The organism is Pseudomonas sp. GW821-FHT03E01 (genome assembly GCF_059420765.1).
On the sequence record NZ_JBWKUI010000015.1, the window covers coordinates 29,800 to 45,408 of the forward strand.

The 15,609-nt window shown below is 60.3% G+C and carries 16 protein-coding genes; 7 read left to right on the plus strand and 9 right to left on the minus strand.

Annotated elements, in window-relative coordinates; translation table 11 throughout:
* Positions 1-9 precede the first annotated feature (9 nt).
* On the plus strand, positions 10-606 hold the full coding sequence (locus AC07VO_RS23830) for a cysteine dioxygenase family protein (RefSeq protein WP_064618368.1): 597 nt from the start codon (positions 10-12) through the stop codon (positions 604-606).
* Positions 603-3,362: a cystathionine beta-lyase gene (metC, locus tag AC07VO_RS23835; RefSeq protein WP_086946208.1), complete on the plus strand. Its 2,760-nt coding sequence runs from the start codon at positions 603-605 to the stop codon at positions 3,360-3,362. The genes AC07VO_RS23830 and metC overlap by 4 nt, the downstream gene beginning before the upstream one ends.
* A gap of 212 nt (positions 3,363-3,574) precedes the next feature.
* Here the strand turns inward: metC and AC07VO_RS23840 are convergent, their stop codons facing one another.
* From AC07VO_RS23840 to AC07VO_RS23855, 4 genes are all read right to left on the minus strand, one after another.
* Entirely contained in the window at positions 3,575-4,762 is a 1,188-nt protein-coding gene (locus tag AC07VO_RS23840) for an MFS transporter (protein ID WP_086946209.1), read from the minus strand.
* Positions 4,763-4,815: 53 nt separating this feature from the next.
* Positions 4,816-5,514, minus strand: coding sequence for a dienelactone hydrolase family protein (locus AC07VO_RS23845; protein WP_018929765.1), 699 nt, complete (start codon positions 5,512-5,514; stop codon positions 4,816-4,818).
* A gap of 47 nt (positions 5,515-5,561) precedes the next feature.
* Entirely contained in the window at positions 5,562-6,077 is a 516-nt protein-coding gene (locus tag AC07VO_RS23850; RefSeq protein WP_086946252.1) for an HvfX family Cu-binding RiPP maturation protein, read from the minus strand.
* A gap of 214 nt (positions 6,078-6,291) precedes the next feature.
* Positions 6,292-6,933 carry a ferric reductase-like transmembrane domain-containing protein gene (locus tag AC07VO_RS23855; protein WP_086946210.1) on the minus strand — a complete coding sequence of 214 codons (642 nt, stop codon included), beginning with the start codon at positions 6,931-6,933 and terminating at the stop codon, positions 6,292-6,294.
* Positions 6,934-7,161: 228 nt separating this feature from the next.
* On the opposite strand from AC07VO_RS23855, the gene glsB reads away from it, so the two are divergent.
* From glsB to AC07VO_RS23875, 4 genes are all read left to right on the plus strand, one after another.
* Entirely contained in the window at positions 7,162-8,070 is a 909-nt protein-coding gene (gene glsB / locus AC07VO_RS23860; RefSeq protein ID WP_018929762.1) for a glutaminase B, read from the plus strand.
* An 89-nt stretch (positions 8,071-8,159) separates the two neighbouring features.
* Positions 8,160-9,278 carry a DUF3616 domain-containing protein gene (locus tag AC07VO_RS23865; protein WP_086946211.1) on the plus strand — a complete coding sequence of 373 codons (1,119 nt, stop codon included), beginning with the start codon at positions 8,160-8,162 and terminating at the stop codon, positions 9,276-9,278.
* Between the two features lie 83 nt (positions 9,279-9,361).
* Complete coding sequence (locus tag AC07VO_RS23870) at positions 9,362-10,864, plus strand: aldehyde dehydrogenase family protein (protein WP_019648709.1); 1,503 nt, start codon at positions 9,362-9,364, stop codon at positions 10,862-10,864.
* Positions 10,865-11,011: 147 nt separating this feature from the next.
* Entirely contained in the window at positions 11,012-11,362 is a 351-nt protein-coding gene (locus AC07VO_RS23875) for a BON domain-containing protein (protein ID WP_081625598.1), read from the plus strand.
* Between the two features lie 118 nt (positions 11,363-11,480).
* On the opposite strand, the gene AC07VO_RS23880 is transcribed toward AC07VO_RS23875, so the two are convergent.
* Positions 11,481-12,140, minus strand: coding sequence for a carbonic anhydrase (locus tag AC07VO_RS23880; protein WP_018929758.1), 660 nt, complete (start codon positions 12,138-12,140; stop codon positions 11,481-11,483).
* A gap of 92 nt (positions 12,141-12,232) precedes the next feature.
* Positions 12,233-12,700 carry a cyanase gene (gene cynS / locus AC07VO_RS23885; protein ID WP_086946212.1) on the minus strand — a complete coding sequence of 156 codons (468 nt, stop codon included), beginning with the start codon at positions 12,698-12,700 and terminating at the stop codon, positions 12,233-12,235.
* 118 nt (positions 12,701-12,818) lie between these two features.
* Here cynS and cynR point away from each other — a divergent pair, with 118 nt between their 5' ends.
* Positions 12,819-13,703 (plus strand): transcriptional regulator CynR, encoded by an 885-nt coding sequence (gene cynR / locus AC07VO_RS23890; protein WP_086946213.1) that lies wholly within the window; start codon positions 12,819-12,821, stop codon positions 13,701-13,703.
* A gap of 1 nt (position 13,704) precedes the next feature.
* Here the strand turns inward: cynR and AC07VO_RS23895 are convergent, their stop codons facing one another.
* The 3 genes from AC07VO_RS23895 to AC07VO_RS23905 all read right to left on the minus strand — a co-directional run bounded on the left by AC07VO_RS23895 (position 13,705) and on the right by AC07VO_RS23905 (position 15,566).
* Entirely contained in the window at positions 13,705-14,007 is a 303-nt protein-coding gene (locus AC07VO_RS23895) for a hypothetical protein (protein WP_086946214.1), read from the minus strand.
* Positions 14,008-14,159: 152 nt separating this feature from the next.
* Complete coding sequence (locus tag AC07VO_RS23900) at positions 14,160-14,489, minus strand: hypothetical protein (protein ID WP_018929754.1); 330 nt, start codon at positions 14,487-14,489, stop codon at positions 14,160-14,162.
* Between the two features lie 537 nt (positions 14,490-15,026).
* The gene (locus tag AC07VO_RS23905; protein ID WP_086946216.1) at positions 15,027-15,566 is read right to left on the minus strand and encodes a GNAT family N-acetyltransferase; all 540 of its coding nucleotides are present in this window, start codon (positions 15,564-15,566) and stop codon (positions 15,027-15,029) included.
* Positions 15,567-15,609 lie beyond the last annotated feature (43 nt).

Genomic DNA, 15,609 nt, shown 5'->3' on the forward strand with positions numbered 1-15,609 from the left:
AGTCTGTTCATGAGTACCGATAACCGTGCCGCCGTCATCGAGGATTTCCTCAAGAAAATCCGCGTCATCCATCAGCGTGGCGTCGACCGCGCCGCGTTGACGGAGATCGTCGCCTTGCTCGAAACCCTGGCCGAGCGCCGTGATTTGTTTAATTTCGACGCGTTCCCGGCGCCCGTGCCGGGGCAGGGCAGCACCGCGTTCCGCTACCGCCTCAACGACGATGGCGACACGCCGACGCTGTACCTCAACTCATTGCTGCCGGGTAAAAGTACGATCCCGCACAACCACGAAACCTGGGCGATCATCAGCGCCATCGAAGGCCAGGAAATCAATTACGTCTACACCCGTGATGACGAGGGCCGCGAGCCTGGGTTCACCACGTTGCACCTGGAAAAGGAAGTGATCGTGCAACCCGGCACATCGATCTCGTTTCTCGGTGAAGACCTGCATGGCATCCGTGTCGAAGGCGAGCAGCCGACCCTGCATTTCCACCTGTACGGTTTGCCGCTGGAATCGCTCAATGGCCGTTATGGGGTCGAGGCCGACGGGCGCATTCTCAATTACAACGCCTCGCAAATGGCGCCGTCGATCAAGGCCTACACATGAGCCAGACCGTAACCCCAGGGCAACTGCAGCAATGGCTGTTCGACGGGCAGGAAATTGCCCTGTTTGACGTGCGTGAGCATGGCCAATATGGCGAAGCTCACCTGTTTCACGGGGTGAACCTGCCCTACAGTCGCCTGGAGCTGGAGGTCCGACGCCTGGCGCCGAATCCTCAGGTGCGGCTGGTGATCTATGACCAGAACGGCGGGGACATCGCGGTGCGCTCTGCTCGGCGTTTGCAGGCGCTGGGGTACAGCCGCGTGCATATTCTCGACGGCGGTGCCGATGCCTGGCAGGCGGCAGGCCTGCAACTGTTCGCGGGTGTGCATGTGCCGTCCAAAGCCTTTGGCGAATTGGTGGAAGAGACCAGTGATACGCCGCATGTCACCGCCAGGCAGCTGGCTGAATGGCAAGCCCGGGGCGAGCCTCTGGTGGTGCTGGACGGTCGGCCGTTCGACGAATACCGCAAGATGACCATCCCCGGTTCTGTCTGCTGCCCGAACGGCGAGCTGGGCTATCGCGTACAGGATCTGGTGCCGGACGACAGCACGCCGATTGTGGTCAATTGTGCCGGTCGAACCCGCAGCATTATTGGCGCCCAGACCCTGATCAATCTTGGATTGAAGAATCCGGTCTACGCCTTGGAAAACGGTACGCAGGGCTGGTACCTGGAAGATTTCCGGCTGGAACATGGCAGCACCCGCCGCTATGCCGATGAGGTGTCATCCAAGACCTTGCCGCAACAACGCCTCGCCGCGGCACAACTGGCCGCACGGGCCGGGGTAGAAACCGTTACGGCGGCGCAAGTCGAGCAGTGGGCCGGGGAGGCCGCACGCAGTTTGTTTCTGTGCGATGTGCGCACCGCCGAGGAGTTTGTCACCGGCAGTTTGCCCGGTGCGCAACACACGCCGGGCGGGCAGTTGATTCAGTCTACCGACCTGTACATCGGCGTGCGTCAGGCGCGGTTGGTGCTGATCGACAGCGATGGCATACGGGCGCCGATCGTTGCCAGTTGGCTTCGGCAGTTGGGGCATGAAGCTTATGTGCTGGAAGGTGGGGTGAGTAGCGGTCTGGCATTGCCCGCGCTTGAGGTATCCGTTCACGAAACATTGCCCGTGACCACCGCGCAAGCCCTGGCCGATGCGTTGAAGGATGGCGCGGTGGCATTGATTGACCTGCGCCCGAGCATGACCTTCCGCAAAGGTCATATCGCCGGCTCACGCTGGTCGATTCGTTCGTTGCTGGCAAGTGAAGTGGCCGGTGAACAGCGACCCCTGGTGTTGCTGGCCGATGACCCGCAGCTGGCAGCGTTCGCGGCGCTGGAATTGCCCGATGTTCAACGTGCGCAAACCCGGCTGTTGAGCGGCGGCGTTGACGCCTGGCGCGAGGCGGGTTTTGCGTTGCAAGAAGATGCCAATACGCCGCCCGATCAGCAGTGCATCGATTTTCTGTTCTTTACCCATGATCGCCACGCCGGCAACAAGGACGCGGCGCGTCAGTACCTGGCCTGGGAAATCGGCCTGTTGGCGCAAATGAGCGCAGACGAAATCGCCAGCCTGAAACCGCTGCGCGCGCCGTCTCAAGCGACTCGTGATGCGCGGGTGCGTACCCGTCTAGTGCAGGCGGCGCGTACCGAAAAGGGCAGTGGCAGTCGAGGTGTCAACGTGCCCGTCACTCGTTTGAGTACGGTGCTGTTCGACAACCTGGCGCAGATGCGCGATGCCCGTGCTCGCCGTGACCGGGAGCGGGTGCTGAGCTATGGCGCTCGGGGCAATCCGACCGCTTTTGCCTTGGAAGACCTGGTGACGGAGCTGGAAGGCGGTTATCGCACCCGCTTGTTTGGCACCGGGCTGGCGGCGGTGGCGCAGACGTTCCTGGCCTACCTGCGGCCCGGCGATCATGTGCTGATTACCGACGCGGTGTATGCGCCCGTGCGGCGTCTGGCTCGGGAGCTGCTTGGGCCGTTCGGCATCCAGGTCGGCTACTTCGCGCCTGACGGCAGCGGCCTGCAAGGGCAACTGCAAGCCAATACAAAAATGGTCTACACCGAAGTGCCCGGCTCGCTGCTGTATGAACTCAGCGACCTGCCGGCCATCGCCGCGCTGTGCAAACCACGAGGCATTCTGCTGGCCGTCGATAACACCTGGGGCTCGGGCTACCTGTACCGGCCGCTGACGCTGGGCGCGGACATCTCGATCATGGCGTTGACCAAGTACCTGTGCGGCCACAGCGATGTGGTCATGGGCAGCGTCTGTACCCGACAAGAAGTCTGGCAGCCGCTGGCGTCCATGAGCGACACCTTTGGCAGCGCCGTCAGCCCCGACGACGCCTGGCTGGTGCTGCGCGGCGCCCGAACCCTGGCGTCACGCCTGGAGGTGCACGAACGCCAGGCCCTGGAAATCGCTCATTGGCTACAAGCGCAACCGCAGGTGAAACGGGTGTTCCATCCGGCGCTGGCCGATCATCCCCATCATGCCCTGTGGCGGCGGGACTTCACGGGCAGTAACGGCTTACTGTCCTTCGAACTGCGTGATGCCGACGCTACGTATGTAGAGCGCTTCATCGATGCGTTGCAGGTGTTTGGTCTGGGCGCGTCCTGGGGCGGCTATGAAAGCCTGGTCACCGTCGCCGACACCCAGGATCGCAACAGTGCGGCAGATCGCGCATTGAACCCGGTGCTGCGGTTGCACATTGGCCTGGAAGATGTCGACGCGTTGATCGAGGATTTGCAACGCGGGTTCACCGCGATCGCGGACTAGGACTTGCGCTGATGCGGGTAAGTCGCATCGCGATCTGTAGCAGCTGTCGAGCTTGCGAGGCTGCGTTCGGCTGCGAAGCAGTCGTCAAACCAGAACTTGCGGTGTGTCAGGCGAATCGCGTTAGCCGGATTCACGACTGCTGCGCAGCCGAACGCAGCCTCGCAAGCTCGACAGCTGCTACAAAGAGTGCGCTGCGGCTTAATTTGCCGGCATTAGGACTTGCGTAGCAGGAGCAACGCCAACGCCGCAGCCGCCAGCACCGCCCCGGCGATGAAAGTGCTGGCGGAGCCCGAGGTTTCCCATAGCGCGCCAGCCAGTACGCTGGCGATCAACAGGCACACGCCGCTGATCAGATTGAACAGGCCGAACGCCGTGCCCCTGAGATGCTCGGGTGCGGTGTCGGCGATCAGCGTCGCGAGAATGCCCTGGCTGAAGCCCATGTGCAGACCCCACAGGGCTACGCCCGCCAGCATGGTCATGATTGAATCCGCTTGCGCCAGCAGCAGGTCCGCCAGGATCAGCAGCCCCATGCCGACACACAGCAACTTGGTGCGGCTGATCCGGTCGGACAGCCAGCCGGCCGGGTAGGCGGACACCGCATACAACAGCGACATGACCACCATCACCATCGGCACCCAAGTGGCCGTCAGACCTGTCTGCTGCGCTTTCAAGACCAGAAAGGCCTCGCTGAAACGGGCCAGCGTGAAGAGCCCGCCGACGATCACCACCCACCAGTAACCCTGGGAAAACTCCCGCAGTACCTTCCAGTGGATAGGCGAGCGAAAGGTGTGTTTCCCGGCGACATCGGTAGGCTCTTTAACGCCACCGACAATCAGCGCCACCGATATCACCGCCGGGATCACCGCAAACCACAACACCAGATGGATCTGCCCGAGCCAGAGCATCAGCACGATCGCCAGAACCGGACCCAGAATCGCCCCCACGGTGTCCATCGACTGGCGTAAGCCGAAGCAGGCACCACGGATTTCGGCGGGGGCGACATCGGCGACCAGCGCATCGCGCGGCGCGCCACGAATGCCTTTGCCGATGCGATCCAGAAAGCGCGCGGTGAATACCACATCAACCGAGTGCGCGAGGGGAAACAGCGGCTTCGACAACGCCGCCAGACCGTAGCCCATCAACAGCAGGCCTTTACGCCGGCCGATAAAGTCGCTGATGGCGCCGGAGAATATCTTGACCACCATCGCCGTCGCCTCGGCAATGCCTTCGATCACCCCGACGGTCAGTGCGCTAGCGCCTAAAGTAGTGACCAGAAATACCGGCAACAGGCTGTGCACCAGCTCTGACGAAAGGTCCATGAACAGGCTGACAAAACCCAGGGCCCAGACCGTGGAGGGGATACGCAGTGAGGCTGGTCTGGGTTTTGCTAGGTTGTCCATGCTGGTTTCCGGGCTGAATACTCATCGAGTATTGATAGCGCCAACCTCGGCTATCAAAGGTTCTGACTTAAAAAGATCAACGTATTGCCATGCGCCTCGGCCGCCGCCCGTTGGTTGTAGCTGTCACGGTGCGAGCAGTTGAAACCATGTTCGGCCCCCGGATACACCTCGATATCGACATCGTCGTTGAACTCGAAACGCTCGGCGATTTGCTTCACGGCGTCGATGGGGATGTGGCTGTCCTGTTCGCCGAAGTGCATCAGCAGCGGCACCTTGATTTCACCGGCCCGATCCAGTTGGTTCTGAATGCCGCCGCCGTAATAGGCGATCGCCACGTCGACGAAACCGTTGGCTGCGGTGTTGTACGACAGCATGCCGCCGAAGCAGTAACCGATGGAGGCGATCCTGCCGTCGAGCCCGGTATGCGTCTTCAGGGTATCGATGGCCAGTTTGATGTCAGCCTGGGCTTTATAGCGGTCGGTGGCGTTCATCAATTCGACAGCGCGTTTCCAGCCGGCTTCGTCGTAGCCCAGTTCGATACGGTGGCCGTGGCGCCAGAACAGATCCGGCGCTATGACCAGATAGCCATCGGCGGCGTATTGCTCGGCAACCGAGCGAATGTGTTCGTTGACCCCGAAGATTTCCTGAATCAGCACGATCCCCGGCCCTTTACGGGTGTGGGGGATGGCCAGGTAAGCGCCGAAGGTGCCTTCGGGACTGCTGATTTCGATCCATTGGCTGGTTACGCTCATGATGGCTCCTTTGCATAAGTTGGATGGGGTATCGAGACGCTGGCGTCTCAGCGGTGACTGCGCCGCCAGAAGAGTCGAGCCAACAACGCGTCCATGCTGAGTTTGCCGGCCCCCGAGAACAACAACGGCATGAGGGCTGCGAGGTAGATCAACGGCAGCTTGAAGTTGCCGTGGCCTTTGTTGCTGATGGCATAACCCTGGGCAAGTTCACTCAATGTAGACCAATCGGCCGGCCAGTGGACGGCAGCGGTCGCGACGACCGTGACCACCACGAGAATAATCGCCGAGAGCCGTGTCCCGAGGCCTGCCAGCAGGGTGAGGGCGCAGATCAGCTCGGCCCACATCGCCAGTTCCCAGTTCAGCGTGGCGGGAACGTGGTTGAAGGGAAACGGGAAGCGGTCCTGGATGTCCGCGAACCAGTTCTGGCCGTTCCATTTTTCCAGGCCAGACTCGAAAAACTCCCAGGCCAGAAACAGCCGCAGGGTGAGGGGCGCGATCCAGTTGCCGACGCGGTCGAGGTTCAGGTGCAGGCCTTTGACGGCTGATGAAAGGGAAGTGTTCATGGGTTTGATCTCCGTGAGTTTGATCGTTGGCAGGCAATCACCCGTAGCCGCTGTAGCAGCTGCCGAGCAGCGCGAGGCTGCGTTCGGCTGCGCAGCAGTCGTACAGCCTGACGTTGCGGTGCGTCAGGCTGACCGCGTTAGTCGAATTCACGACTGCTGCGCAGCCGAACGCAGCCTCGCAGGCTCGACAGCTGCTACAGCGAGCGCAGAGCTGCTACGGGGTGTTGTTGGTCAGGGGATAGGCGCGGGGCAGGCTACGTTTGTACTTCTGCGCAATCGTGCCCAGCAGCCGAATGACAATCGCCGAAAACATCAGGCCGAACGGCAGGACGTACCAGGCGCTCAGGGGGATGCGTTTGAAGTTGGAAAAGGCGAACACCGCCGCGATCACCCACATGCCGCAGGTGTGCAGGGTTTTCCAGGCTTTGGGGCCGATCAGGCGCGCCGTGGTTTTGAATGAGGTCAATGCCATCAACAGAATGAACAGGTAACCGACCGAACCCGGAATATTGCCGACGGTGGTGCGACCAGGCCAGAACTCGGGGTTCAGTTGGCCGTAGCTGTAGATCAGAATGGCGTGGACCAGATGGGAAAACGCGAAGGCCAGGCCGATGAAGCGTCGTTCACGCACCAGCGAGTGGCTGAAAGGCGAGGGCACCAGCACCGCCAGGGCCGATGCAGTGAATGCAGCAAGAAACAGCGCAAACGAAGTGCGTGCGGTGGCGCGAATGGCGCTGCGGGTGGCTTCCACCAGATCGGGGTTGAGCAGCAGAATCAGGCCGGTCATCAACAGCACCAGCATGGCCAGCAGGCCAAACAGCGACCAACCATGGTAACGGGGGACTTGGGTCATCATGACGACACTCCTGAGCAAGGGCCGACCCGGTTTGCCGGTGGTCAGCGGACGACAGAAGTGTTGCAATCAGCTGTATTGGCGATATGTCTGAAAGACCACCCGGTGCAAGTTGGTGTATCCCGGGCCGCGACAGATACATTCCCATACAAAACTGTGATTCAACGCCGCTCAGCGGCGTCTAGCGACAGTGTCCCCGCAATCCCATGGGGCGAGACTTCGGAACCCGGCATGCAAGCTCTGTTGAACGAGATCCTTGACGCAGTCCGACCGTTGATCGGTCAGGGCAAAGTGGCTGACTACATTCCCGCCCTCGGCGAGGTACCGGGCAATCAATTGGGCATTGCCGTGTATGGCAATGACGGCGAGTTGTTTTGTGCTGGAGACGCCGACACGCCGTTTTCGGTGCAGAGTATTTCCAAGGTGTTCAGCCTGGTGCAGGCCATCGAACACTCCGGCGAAGCGATATGGGAACGCCTGGGCCACGAGCCGTCGGGCCAGCCGTTCAACTCGCTGGTGCAGTTGGAATTCGAGCGCGGGCGCCCGCGCAATCCCTTCATCAATGCCGGTGCACTGGTGATCTGCGACATCAATCAATCGCGCTTTGCCGCTCCAGCGCTGTCGATGCGCGATTTCGTCCGGCGCTTGTCCGGCAACCCGAACATCATGGTGGACGGCAAGGTCGCCGAATCCGAATACCAGCACCGCGCGCGTAACGCGGCCATGGCGTATCTGATGCAGTCGTTCGGCAACTTCCATAACGATGTCGAGGCGGTGCTGCGCAGCTACTTCAGCCATTGCGCGCTGCGCATGAGTTGCGTGGACCTCGCCCGGGCGTTCTGCTTCCTGGCCAACGACGGCTTCTGCAAACACAGCGGCGCACAGATCCTCAGCGCCCGCCAGACCCAACAAGTCAACTCGATCATGGCCACCAGCGGGCTGTACGACGAAGCGGGCAACTTTGCCTATCGCGTCGGTCTGCCGGGCAAGAGCGGCGTGGGCGGGGGCATCGTCGCGGTGGTGCCGGGGCAATTCACGGTGTGCGTCTGGTCACCGGAATTGAATGCCGCCGGTAACTCGCTCGCTGGCATGGCGGCGCTGGAGTTGTTGAGTCAGCGGATTGGCTGGTCGGTGTTCTGATGGCGCTCCTTGACTTGCACCGGGTGGTCGCTAACGTGAAGTAGATCTTTTGACTGCTCACCCGATCGGGTGGAGGCGCGGGTGATTCCATGATGAAGTTCGGTTCCGCGCTTCTCGTCTTCAATGAGGCGGACGCTCATTTGCGCGACGGGTTGTCTGCCGTGGTGCAGGTCGGTAATACCCTGTGGGTCGCCAATGATGAATCCTTGAGCCTTGAACGTTTCACCCAGCGCGAGCGCGCCAGCCCGGGCCAATTTCTGTTTGATCAGCAGAAGCGGTTCCCGTTGGCATCCCTGTTGACGCTGCCGGTCATGCCGGACATTGGCAAAGAAGACGTTGAAGCCGACCTGGAAGGCATGAGCTACGACCGCGACACAGGGTATCTCTGGATCGTGGGCTCTCACAGCCTGAAACGGAAAAAACCCGATAGCACCAAGTCCCTGAAGAAAAACGCCGAACGTCTGGCCATTGTCAGCCGTGATGGCAATCGTTTTCTCCTGGCCCGGATTCCGCTGGTCGAAGAAAACGGGACGTTCACTTTGGTGAAGAGCACCACCAGCGATGATCGAGTCGCCGCTCAATTGGCCGGCAATCAACTGGGTAACGAATTGCTCGATGAACTCAAGGACGACGAACATGTCGGGGCATTCCTGCACATTCCCGGCAAGGACAACGGGTTCGATACCGAAGGCCTCGAGGTCAATGGCAAGCGTGTTTTTATCGGGTTGCGAGGGCCTGTGCTGCGGGGATGGGCAATCATTCTGGAGGTCGAACCCGAAGACCATCCCAAGGTTGCTCACACACTGAGGCTGAAGAAAATCGGGCCGGGTGGGCGAAAGTATCGAAAGCATTTCTTCCAGCTGAATGGACTCGGCGTCAGGGACTTATGCCTCGATGGTGACGATATGTTGATCCTGGCTGGACCGACGATGGACCTCGACGGGCCCGTTACTGTATTTCGATGGCACGACGGCGCCAGGCCAGCAGATGAAGGTTTCGTTTTCAGCGAACAATTGACGTCGGTCCTGGAGGTTCCTTATGGGCAAGGAGAAGATAAAGGCTGCGATCATGCCGAAGGGATGACCTTTATCGGCACCGAAGGCGTAGAAGAGCCCTTGTTGCTGGTGGTTTATGACGTGAATTCGGACAAGCGTAAACAGGGTAGCAATGGACTGGAGCAGGACGTATTTCGACTTGCAAAAAAGTAACCTCCACCGCGTCCCGGTGAATGACGCTCCACGGATTTTCCTATACATTTTCCGACCGCCCCCCTGCATGGTGAAACCGCTTCATGTCTCTTGCGCTCGAACGTCTAGTCGCTGGCACGCCGATCCCATTTGCCGGTAATCGTGTCACGGTCGTCAGCCCCGAACTGGCGGCGCGCTTTCAGCCCGGCGACCATCTGCTGGTGGAGCAGGTCAGCGGCGAGTTGTTGCTGATCCCGGTGGCGGATCAGCAGGCGGCGACGGTCGCCATCGAGCGCGCCGAGGCGGCGTTTGCCGCAATGTCCAGCGTTTCGGATCACGCCATCAGCGAGTTCTTCGATCGCTTCGCGCAACGCCTGGAAACCCCGGAATGCTGGGCCTTGATTGCAGCCGCCAACCTGGCCGACATCGAGCGGGCCAAGGCGCGCGGGCGTTCCACCACAAGATTGCTGGCCGATGAGCGCATGCGCCGCGACATGATTGCCGGCCTGCGGGCCTGGCGCGATGCACCGGCCACCCGCGGCCAAGTCGTGAGCTGCGTCGAGCACGACGGCTGGAAAGTCGAGCAGGTGGTTTCGCCGCTGGGCATCGTCGCTTTTGTGTTCGAAGGCCGGCCGAATGTCTTCGCCGACGCCGCCGGTGTATTGCGTACCGGTAACACTGCGGTGCTGCGCATTGGCAGCGACGCGTTGGGCACCGCCCAGGCCATCGTCACCCATGCATTGAATCCGGCACTGGCCGATGCCGGGTTGCCGAGCGGTGCAGTGTCGCTGGTCGAAAGTGTCAATCACGCCGCCGGCTGGGCAATGTTCGCCGACCGGCGCCTGTCGCTGGCCGTGGCTCGTGGTTCGGGGCGTGCGGTCAGCCAGTTGGGCAGCATCGCGCAACAGGCCGGCACCGCCGTCAGCCTGCATGGCACCGGTGGCGCCTGGCTGATCGCGAATAAAGATGCCGATGCCCAGCGTTTCGCCGCCGTGGTGCGCAATTCGCTGGACCGCAAAGTCTGCAACACCTTGAACGTTTGCCTGATCCACCGCGACCGAGCAGCCGAACTGGTGCCGCTGTTTCTCGATGCACTGCAACAGGCTGGCACCGCGCGGGGCCAGGGCTGCAAACTGCACATCGTCGAGGGCAGCGAGCAGCATTTGCCGAGCGATTGGCGCACCGCGAGCGTCGAGGTGTACCGCGCCGAAGGCTATCAGACCGAAGCACAGGCCGAACCGCTGCCCGAGGACCAATTGGGCCGCGAGTGGGAATGGGAAGAAACCCCGGAAGTCAGCCTGAAGATCGTCGACGATCTGGATCAGGCCATTGCCTTGTTCAACCGCTACAGCCCGCAATTCACCGTGTCTCTGATCAGTGAAGATGCCCAGGCGCAGGCGCGGTTCTACAACGCGGTCAACGCGCCTTTTGTCGGCAACGGGATCACCCGCTGGGTCGACGGACAGTACGCGCTGAACAAGCCGGAACTGGGGCTTTCGAACTGGGAGAGCGGTCGCCTGTTTGCGCGCAGCGCGATTCTCTCGGGTGATGGCGTGTTCACGATCCGCAGCCGCATGACCCAGACGAGCCTGTCGGTCAAACGCTGAGAGCGGTAAGTAAAGCTGCTCCCAGAGGATTTTCATCGCTCATCAGGAGCCGCCGGCCGCAGGCAACGGCACGCACTATACTTATTGTGTGTCCGTGCCCGCGCGGGGACGGACAGCGCATCTGATTACGTGTGAGAGGATTGCGCCATGAAACTTCATGACTTCCAACATTACTCCCATGGTCTGGAAACGGTCGTTCACGACACGTGGATTACCACCCGGGTAAAGTCGGCCCTGGCATTGGCCGATACCACTCTTGGCCTGAATGTCCATGTCAAAACCCATGCGGGTGCGGTGGCATTGAGCGGTCGCGTCAATACCCATAGACAGTGTGAGCACGCTGTTGCACTGGCCCGTTCGGTTCCTGGTGTCGTCAACATCGATGCCAGCGAATTGCTCACTCATGTGTTCACCCCAGGCAGTTTTCCAGAAGCGCCCAACGCTGAAGACACACCTGAACGTCGGCCACAATCGTCAGCCAAGACGGACGACAAATAACCAGGGCGACCGTGTGAGTGTCACATTCCCGGCCGGGAAACGAGGACGGGCGCAGTAGCGCGCCTGTCCACTTTGTAACGCTGCGCCAAGCCTGGTGCAGCTTGTGCGGTCGACACCTTCAGGCGGCTTCGACCGTTTTGCCGTGCACGGCGCAAGTGCCGGGGTGTTCGGCCAGCGACACGAAGCTGTGACTGCCGGCATCCAGGGCATCGACCGAGCCGGTTTCGATGTCATAGACCCAGCCATGCAGGTTCAACAGGCCTTTTTCCAGGGCCAGGCGCACGCTCGGGTGGGTCTGGATATTCGCCAGTTGGGCGATGACGTTTTCCCGCACCATCGAACTGACCTTGGCCGCGTCGCTGGCATGAGGGCGGGCTTCGTTGATCACCTTGGCCGACTCGGCGTGCTGCAACCAGCCGCTGACGGCGGGCAGGTGATCCATGCATTTGCACTGGGCAATGGCGGTCATGGCGCCACAGTCCGAATGACCGCAGATCACGATGTCCGTCACGCCCAATACCGCGACCGCATATTCCACCGTGGCCGACACGCCGCCCGGATGCGGGCTGTAAGAGGGCACGATATTGCCGGCGTTGCGCACCACGAACAGTTCGCCGGGCTCTTGCTGGGTCAGCAGTTCCGGTACCACGCGGCTGTCGGAACAGGTGATGAACAAGGTGCCGGGATGCTGGGTGGTGGCCAGGTGTTTGAACAGGTCGGTACGTTGCGGAAACGCTTCTTTCTGAAACTTCAATAAACCTTCGATGAGCGCTTTCATGGCGGACTTCCTTGCAATGAATGAGGGGGCGTAGCAGCCTCGCAGGCTCGGCAGCTGCTACGGGGTATCGCTTGCTAAAGGTGGCCAGTTACTTAGAACGGACGCAGCGGCAGGAACTTGCCGTCCAGGGTAATCACGGCGCGGGAGCCGCCTTCCGGGTCTTCGACCTTTTTCAGGTCCAGCTTGAAGTTGATCGCGCTGATGATGCCGTCGCCGAACTGCTCGTGAACCAGGGCTTTGAGCGTGGTGCCGTAGATCTGGATCATTTCGTAGAAACGGTAGATGGTCGGGTCGGTCGGAACACCCGACAGGCTGCCGCGCAGCGGGATGATTTGCAGGCGGGCCACGGAGTCGGCGTCCAGCTCGAGTTTTTCGCCGATTACTCTGGCGGCGGCTTCCGGCAGTGGATGCTGACCGAGCAGGGCGGCGGTGACGTAGGCCAGACCCAGGCCGGTGCCGTCAGTCAGATCCTGCCAGGACAGATTCTTGCGCGCCTTGGCATCGAGGATCGAAGTGGTCAGGGCCAGACGAGTGTCCTGGTAAGCGTGGGACTGTTGCATGGTGTGACTCCTATCGGTTGTGGCTGGAAAGTGGAGCCATCTTCGGTTGATTGATCCATAGCGTCCAAGATCGATATACAATGATTTGCATAAGTCCTGCCTATAGATGATGAGCCCCATGCTGCTCCGACATTTGCGCTACCTGCTGGCGGTCGCCGACCACGGCGGCTTCACCCGCGCCGCGGAGGCATTGCACGTCTCCCAACCGACACTGTCCCAGCAGATCCGGCAACTGGAGGAAACCCTGGGTGTCAGCCTGTTCGACCGCACCTCGCGCACGGTCAGAGCGACCGACGCGGGGCAGGCCTATATCGAATGCGCCCGGCGGGTGCTGGTGGAACTGGAAGCGGGCAAACGCGCGCTGCATGATGTGAAGGACTTGTCTCGCGGCACCTTGCGACTGGCCATGACGCCAACGTTCATGGCGTATCTGGTGGGGCCGCTGGTGCGCGATTACGCGGCGAAGTTTCCGAACATCCATCTGCAGATTTTCGAGTTGTCGATGGATGACATCGAGACGGGGTTGCTTGATGACTCGCTAGACATTGCCATTGCCTTCACCCCGGTGAGGAGCCCGGATATCGAGTGCGTGCCGGCGTTTGTCGAGACTCTGGGTGTGGTGGTCGGGCACCGTCATCCGTTGTACGAACGGCAGATCCCGCTATCGCCCAAGGAGATGGCGCAATTGGAATTCGCGTTGCTGACGCCGGACTTCATCACCCGATCCTCAGTCGACGAGTATTTTCGGCAGCAGAACATCACGGCCAAGGTGGCGATCGAGGTGAATTCGGTGAGTACGTTGCTGGAGGTCATTCGCCACACGCCGATGGCCACCATCCTCCCGGAGCCCATCGCCACGGCGGAACGGGCATTGCGCCGAATTGAATTACAGGGCGAGGCACCCCGGCGCGACGCGGCATTGCTGCGCAGGAAGAACAACTATCACAGTGCCGCGTCTGTGGCGTTCGCGAACCTGGTGATGGCCGGCAGCACCAGCGTGTGAATCAATCATCCACCGACTGGCAGATGCCATTGCCGCCTTTCTTGCTGGTATAGGTCACGGCTACCGTTTCGTCATCCGCGATGCTGATCGAGATCGTCACATCCGGCCCCTTGGCCTCGAAAAGGCGATCATTGATCATTTTGGTCTGGGCTTCTTTGCTGTTGATCATCACCGGACCATCCTGGTCGGCGTGGACCATGATTTTCCCGGGACAGTCCACATCGAAGGCGGGAATGCCGGGGAGACTGTTCGCATGGGCTGCACTCGCCAATGCCAGTAGCATGAATGTCAGGGTTGTTTTCATCGCAGACCTCCAGCGGATAAACCGATGTCCAGCGCACTGTTAACCATAGCCCTGTTCTTTTGACCCGGTGCAAAGTCAGAGGTGCAGACGGTGACGAATAAAAAAGGCCCCGCTCGATAAAACGAGCGGGGCCTTCTTGTGTTTGGGAGAGATCAGTACAACCGATCAATCACCCGAACTTCATTCTGGTTCTGCAGCGAGGCCCACGCCTGTGTCAGCGTTTGCAGCACATTACCGATGAAGTCCTTGTCGGCCGCGGCTTTCTTGCCGACATAGCCCTGGCCGCGACGGTACATCTTCATGCGGGCCAGCAGGTTCTGGTTGTTCTTGTCGAACTCTTCTTCGTGGGCATGGGGCGACAGGCAGTCGATATGGACCTGGCCCGATTTGCTGATCCACAGAATATGGCTGTCATGGCTGTCTTTTTGCGCAGCGAACAAACGAGCCAGTTCATCGATAGTAGGTTGATTGTTCAGATTCATTGTAAGCCCCTTGACCATTTGGTGATCTTTCAAAGTTGATTCGCTAATACAGGTAGCCCATCGGTTAGTTGATCCCTGGCACCGAAACCAGGACGTCAGCGGTCGACCGTCAATACGACGGGGTCGCGCATCTGTTGCATGTAGTCGTGTTGAATAACTGCTACGCAATAGCGTCACAACGAAGAGAAGCAGCGAAAACCTGGAGGCCACTGCCGACGTTTTCAGGGTCGGCCACAAGCTTCATGAGGATTGATCGCTAGCGTTTCTCGCCCTTGTACTGGACGTTCAGGCCAGGTCAGCTTCTTCAATCTGCCTTGTGGGCAGCGTGTATCCGGGAAAAACAGCTCGGCGGTCAGACGAACTTGCTCAAACGTGTTGCCTGTACTCCCGATCGGGGAGACGTCTGCATCATGCAAGGGCAAATCGGAGGCGTCAACGGTTTTGTAGTGATTATTTTTGTTCACTACATATTGTCGGACAAAGTGGTTTTGGAATTAGAAAGTCAGCGTGGCCACCGTTTGGAATCTTTGGCAGCGCTTACCCCGGCCCCGTAGGCGTTGCCGAGGGCTGCGATCTTTCAAAGCGGTAAACGGTGCATGGATAACCGTCGATCGGCAGCTGATGCACGGTGAACACTCCGGCCGTGAGATCGGGCATCACCCTGGCCCAGAACAGCCGCGCAGGCTGGTTGGCATCGATGTGGAAAATCTGCCATTGACCGGGGAAGCGGCTCAAGAGGGCAGAGACGACAAACTTCGCGACACCTTGGCCACGAAAGCGTCGACTGACAAAAAAGTAGCCGATGTTGTACTCGGCGCCGACGATATGGGTTTGGTTATCCACGGTCACGAACCCTGCCAGCTCGCCGTCGACCTTGATCAGAAACGGCCGGGTTGCCGGGTTGCGCCAGTAGTCCAGTCTGGGCTGGATGTTGAAGAAACCATGTTCCCCGAGCTTCAGCGGCAGCCATTCGCTGAAATCGTACATGTAGAACTGCATCAGGTTTTCGATGGTTTCCAGTTCGTCGCGCTGGGCGGCGTGCAGTTCTATCGAGGGCTGGCTCCTGATTGTCGCCATGGTCGTACCTTCGGTGTCTTAACTGACATTGAAGAACACTAGA

Coding starts and splice junctions, on each gene's coding strand:
- cynR (WP_086946213.1), top strand. CDS start 12,819: ATGCTGCTCCGACATTTGCGCTACCTGCTGGCGGTCGCCGACCACGGC.
- AC07VO_RS23840 (WP_086946209.1), bottom strand. CDS start 4,762: ATGGACAACCTAGCAAAACCCAGACCAGCCTCACTGCGTATCCCCTCC.
- AC07VO_RS23865 (WP_086946211.1), top strand. CDS start 8,160: ATGATGAAGTTCGGTTCCGCGCTTCTCGTCTTCAATGAGGCGGACGCT.
- AC07VO_RS23830 (WP_064618368.1), top strand. CDS start 10: ATGAGTACCGATAACCGTGCCGCCGTCATCGAGGATTTCCTCAAGAAA.
- AC07VO_RS23895 (WP_086946214.1), bottom strand. CDS start 14,007: ATGAAAACAACCCTGACATTCATGCTACTGGCATTGGCGAGTGCAGCC.
- AC07VO_RS23875 (WP_081625598.1), top strand. CDS start 11,012: ATGAAACTTCATGACTTCCAACATTACTCCCATGGTCTGGAAACGGTC.
- AC07VO_RS23905 (WP_086946216.1), bottom strand. CDS start 15,566: ATGGCGACAATCAGGAGCCAGCCCTCGATAGAACTGCACGCCGCCCAG.
- AC07VO_RS23855 (WP_086946210.1), bottom strand. CDS start 6,933: ATGATGACCCAAGTCCCCCGTTACCATGGTTGGTCGCTGTTTGGCCTG.
- AC07VO_RS23880 (WP_018929758.1), bottom strand. CDS start 12,140: ATGAAAGCGCTCATCGAAGGTTTATTGAAGTTTCAGAAAGAAGCGTTT.
- AC07VO_RS23850 (WP_086946252.1), bottom strand. CDS start 6,077: ATGAACACTTCCCTTTCATCAGCCGTCAAAGGCCTGCACCTGAACCTC.
- AC07VO_RS23870 (WP_019648709.1), top strand. CDS start 9,362: ATGTCTCTTGCGCTCGAACGTCTAGTCGCTGGCACGCCGATCCCATTT.
- AC07VO_RS23845 (WP_018929765.1), bottom strand. CDS start 5,514: ATGAGCGTAACCAGCCAATGGATCGAAATCAGCAGTCCCGAAGGCACC.
- glsB (WP_018929762.1), top strand. CDS start 7,162: ATGCAAGCTCTGTTGAACGAGATCCTTGACGCAGTCCGACCGTTGATC.
- AC07VO_RS23900 (WP_018929754.1), bottom strand. CDS start 14,489: ATGAATCTGAACAATCAACCTACTATCGATGAACTGGCTCGTTTGTTC.
- cynS (WP_086946212.1), bottom strand. CDS start 12,700: ATGCAACAGTCCCACGCTTACCAGGACACTCGTCTGGCCCTGACCACT.
- metC (WP_086946208.1), top strand. CDS start 603: ATGAGCCAGACCGTAACCCCAGGGCAACTGCAGCAATGGCTGTTCGAC.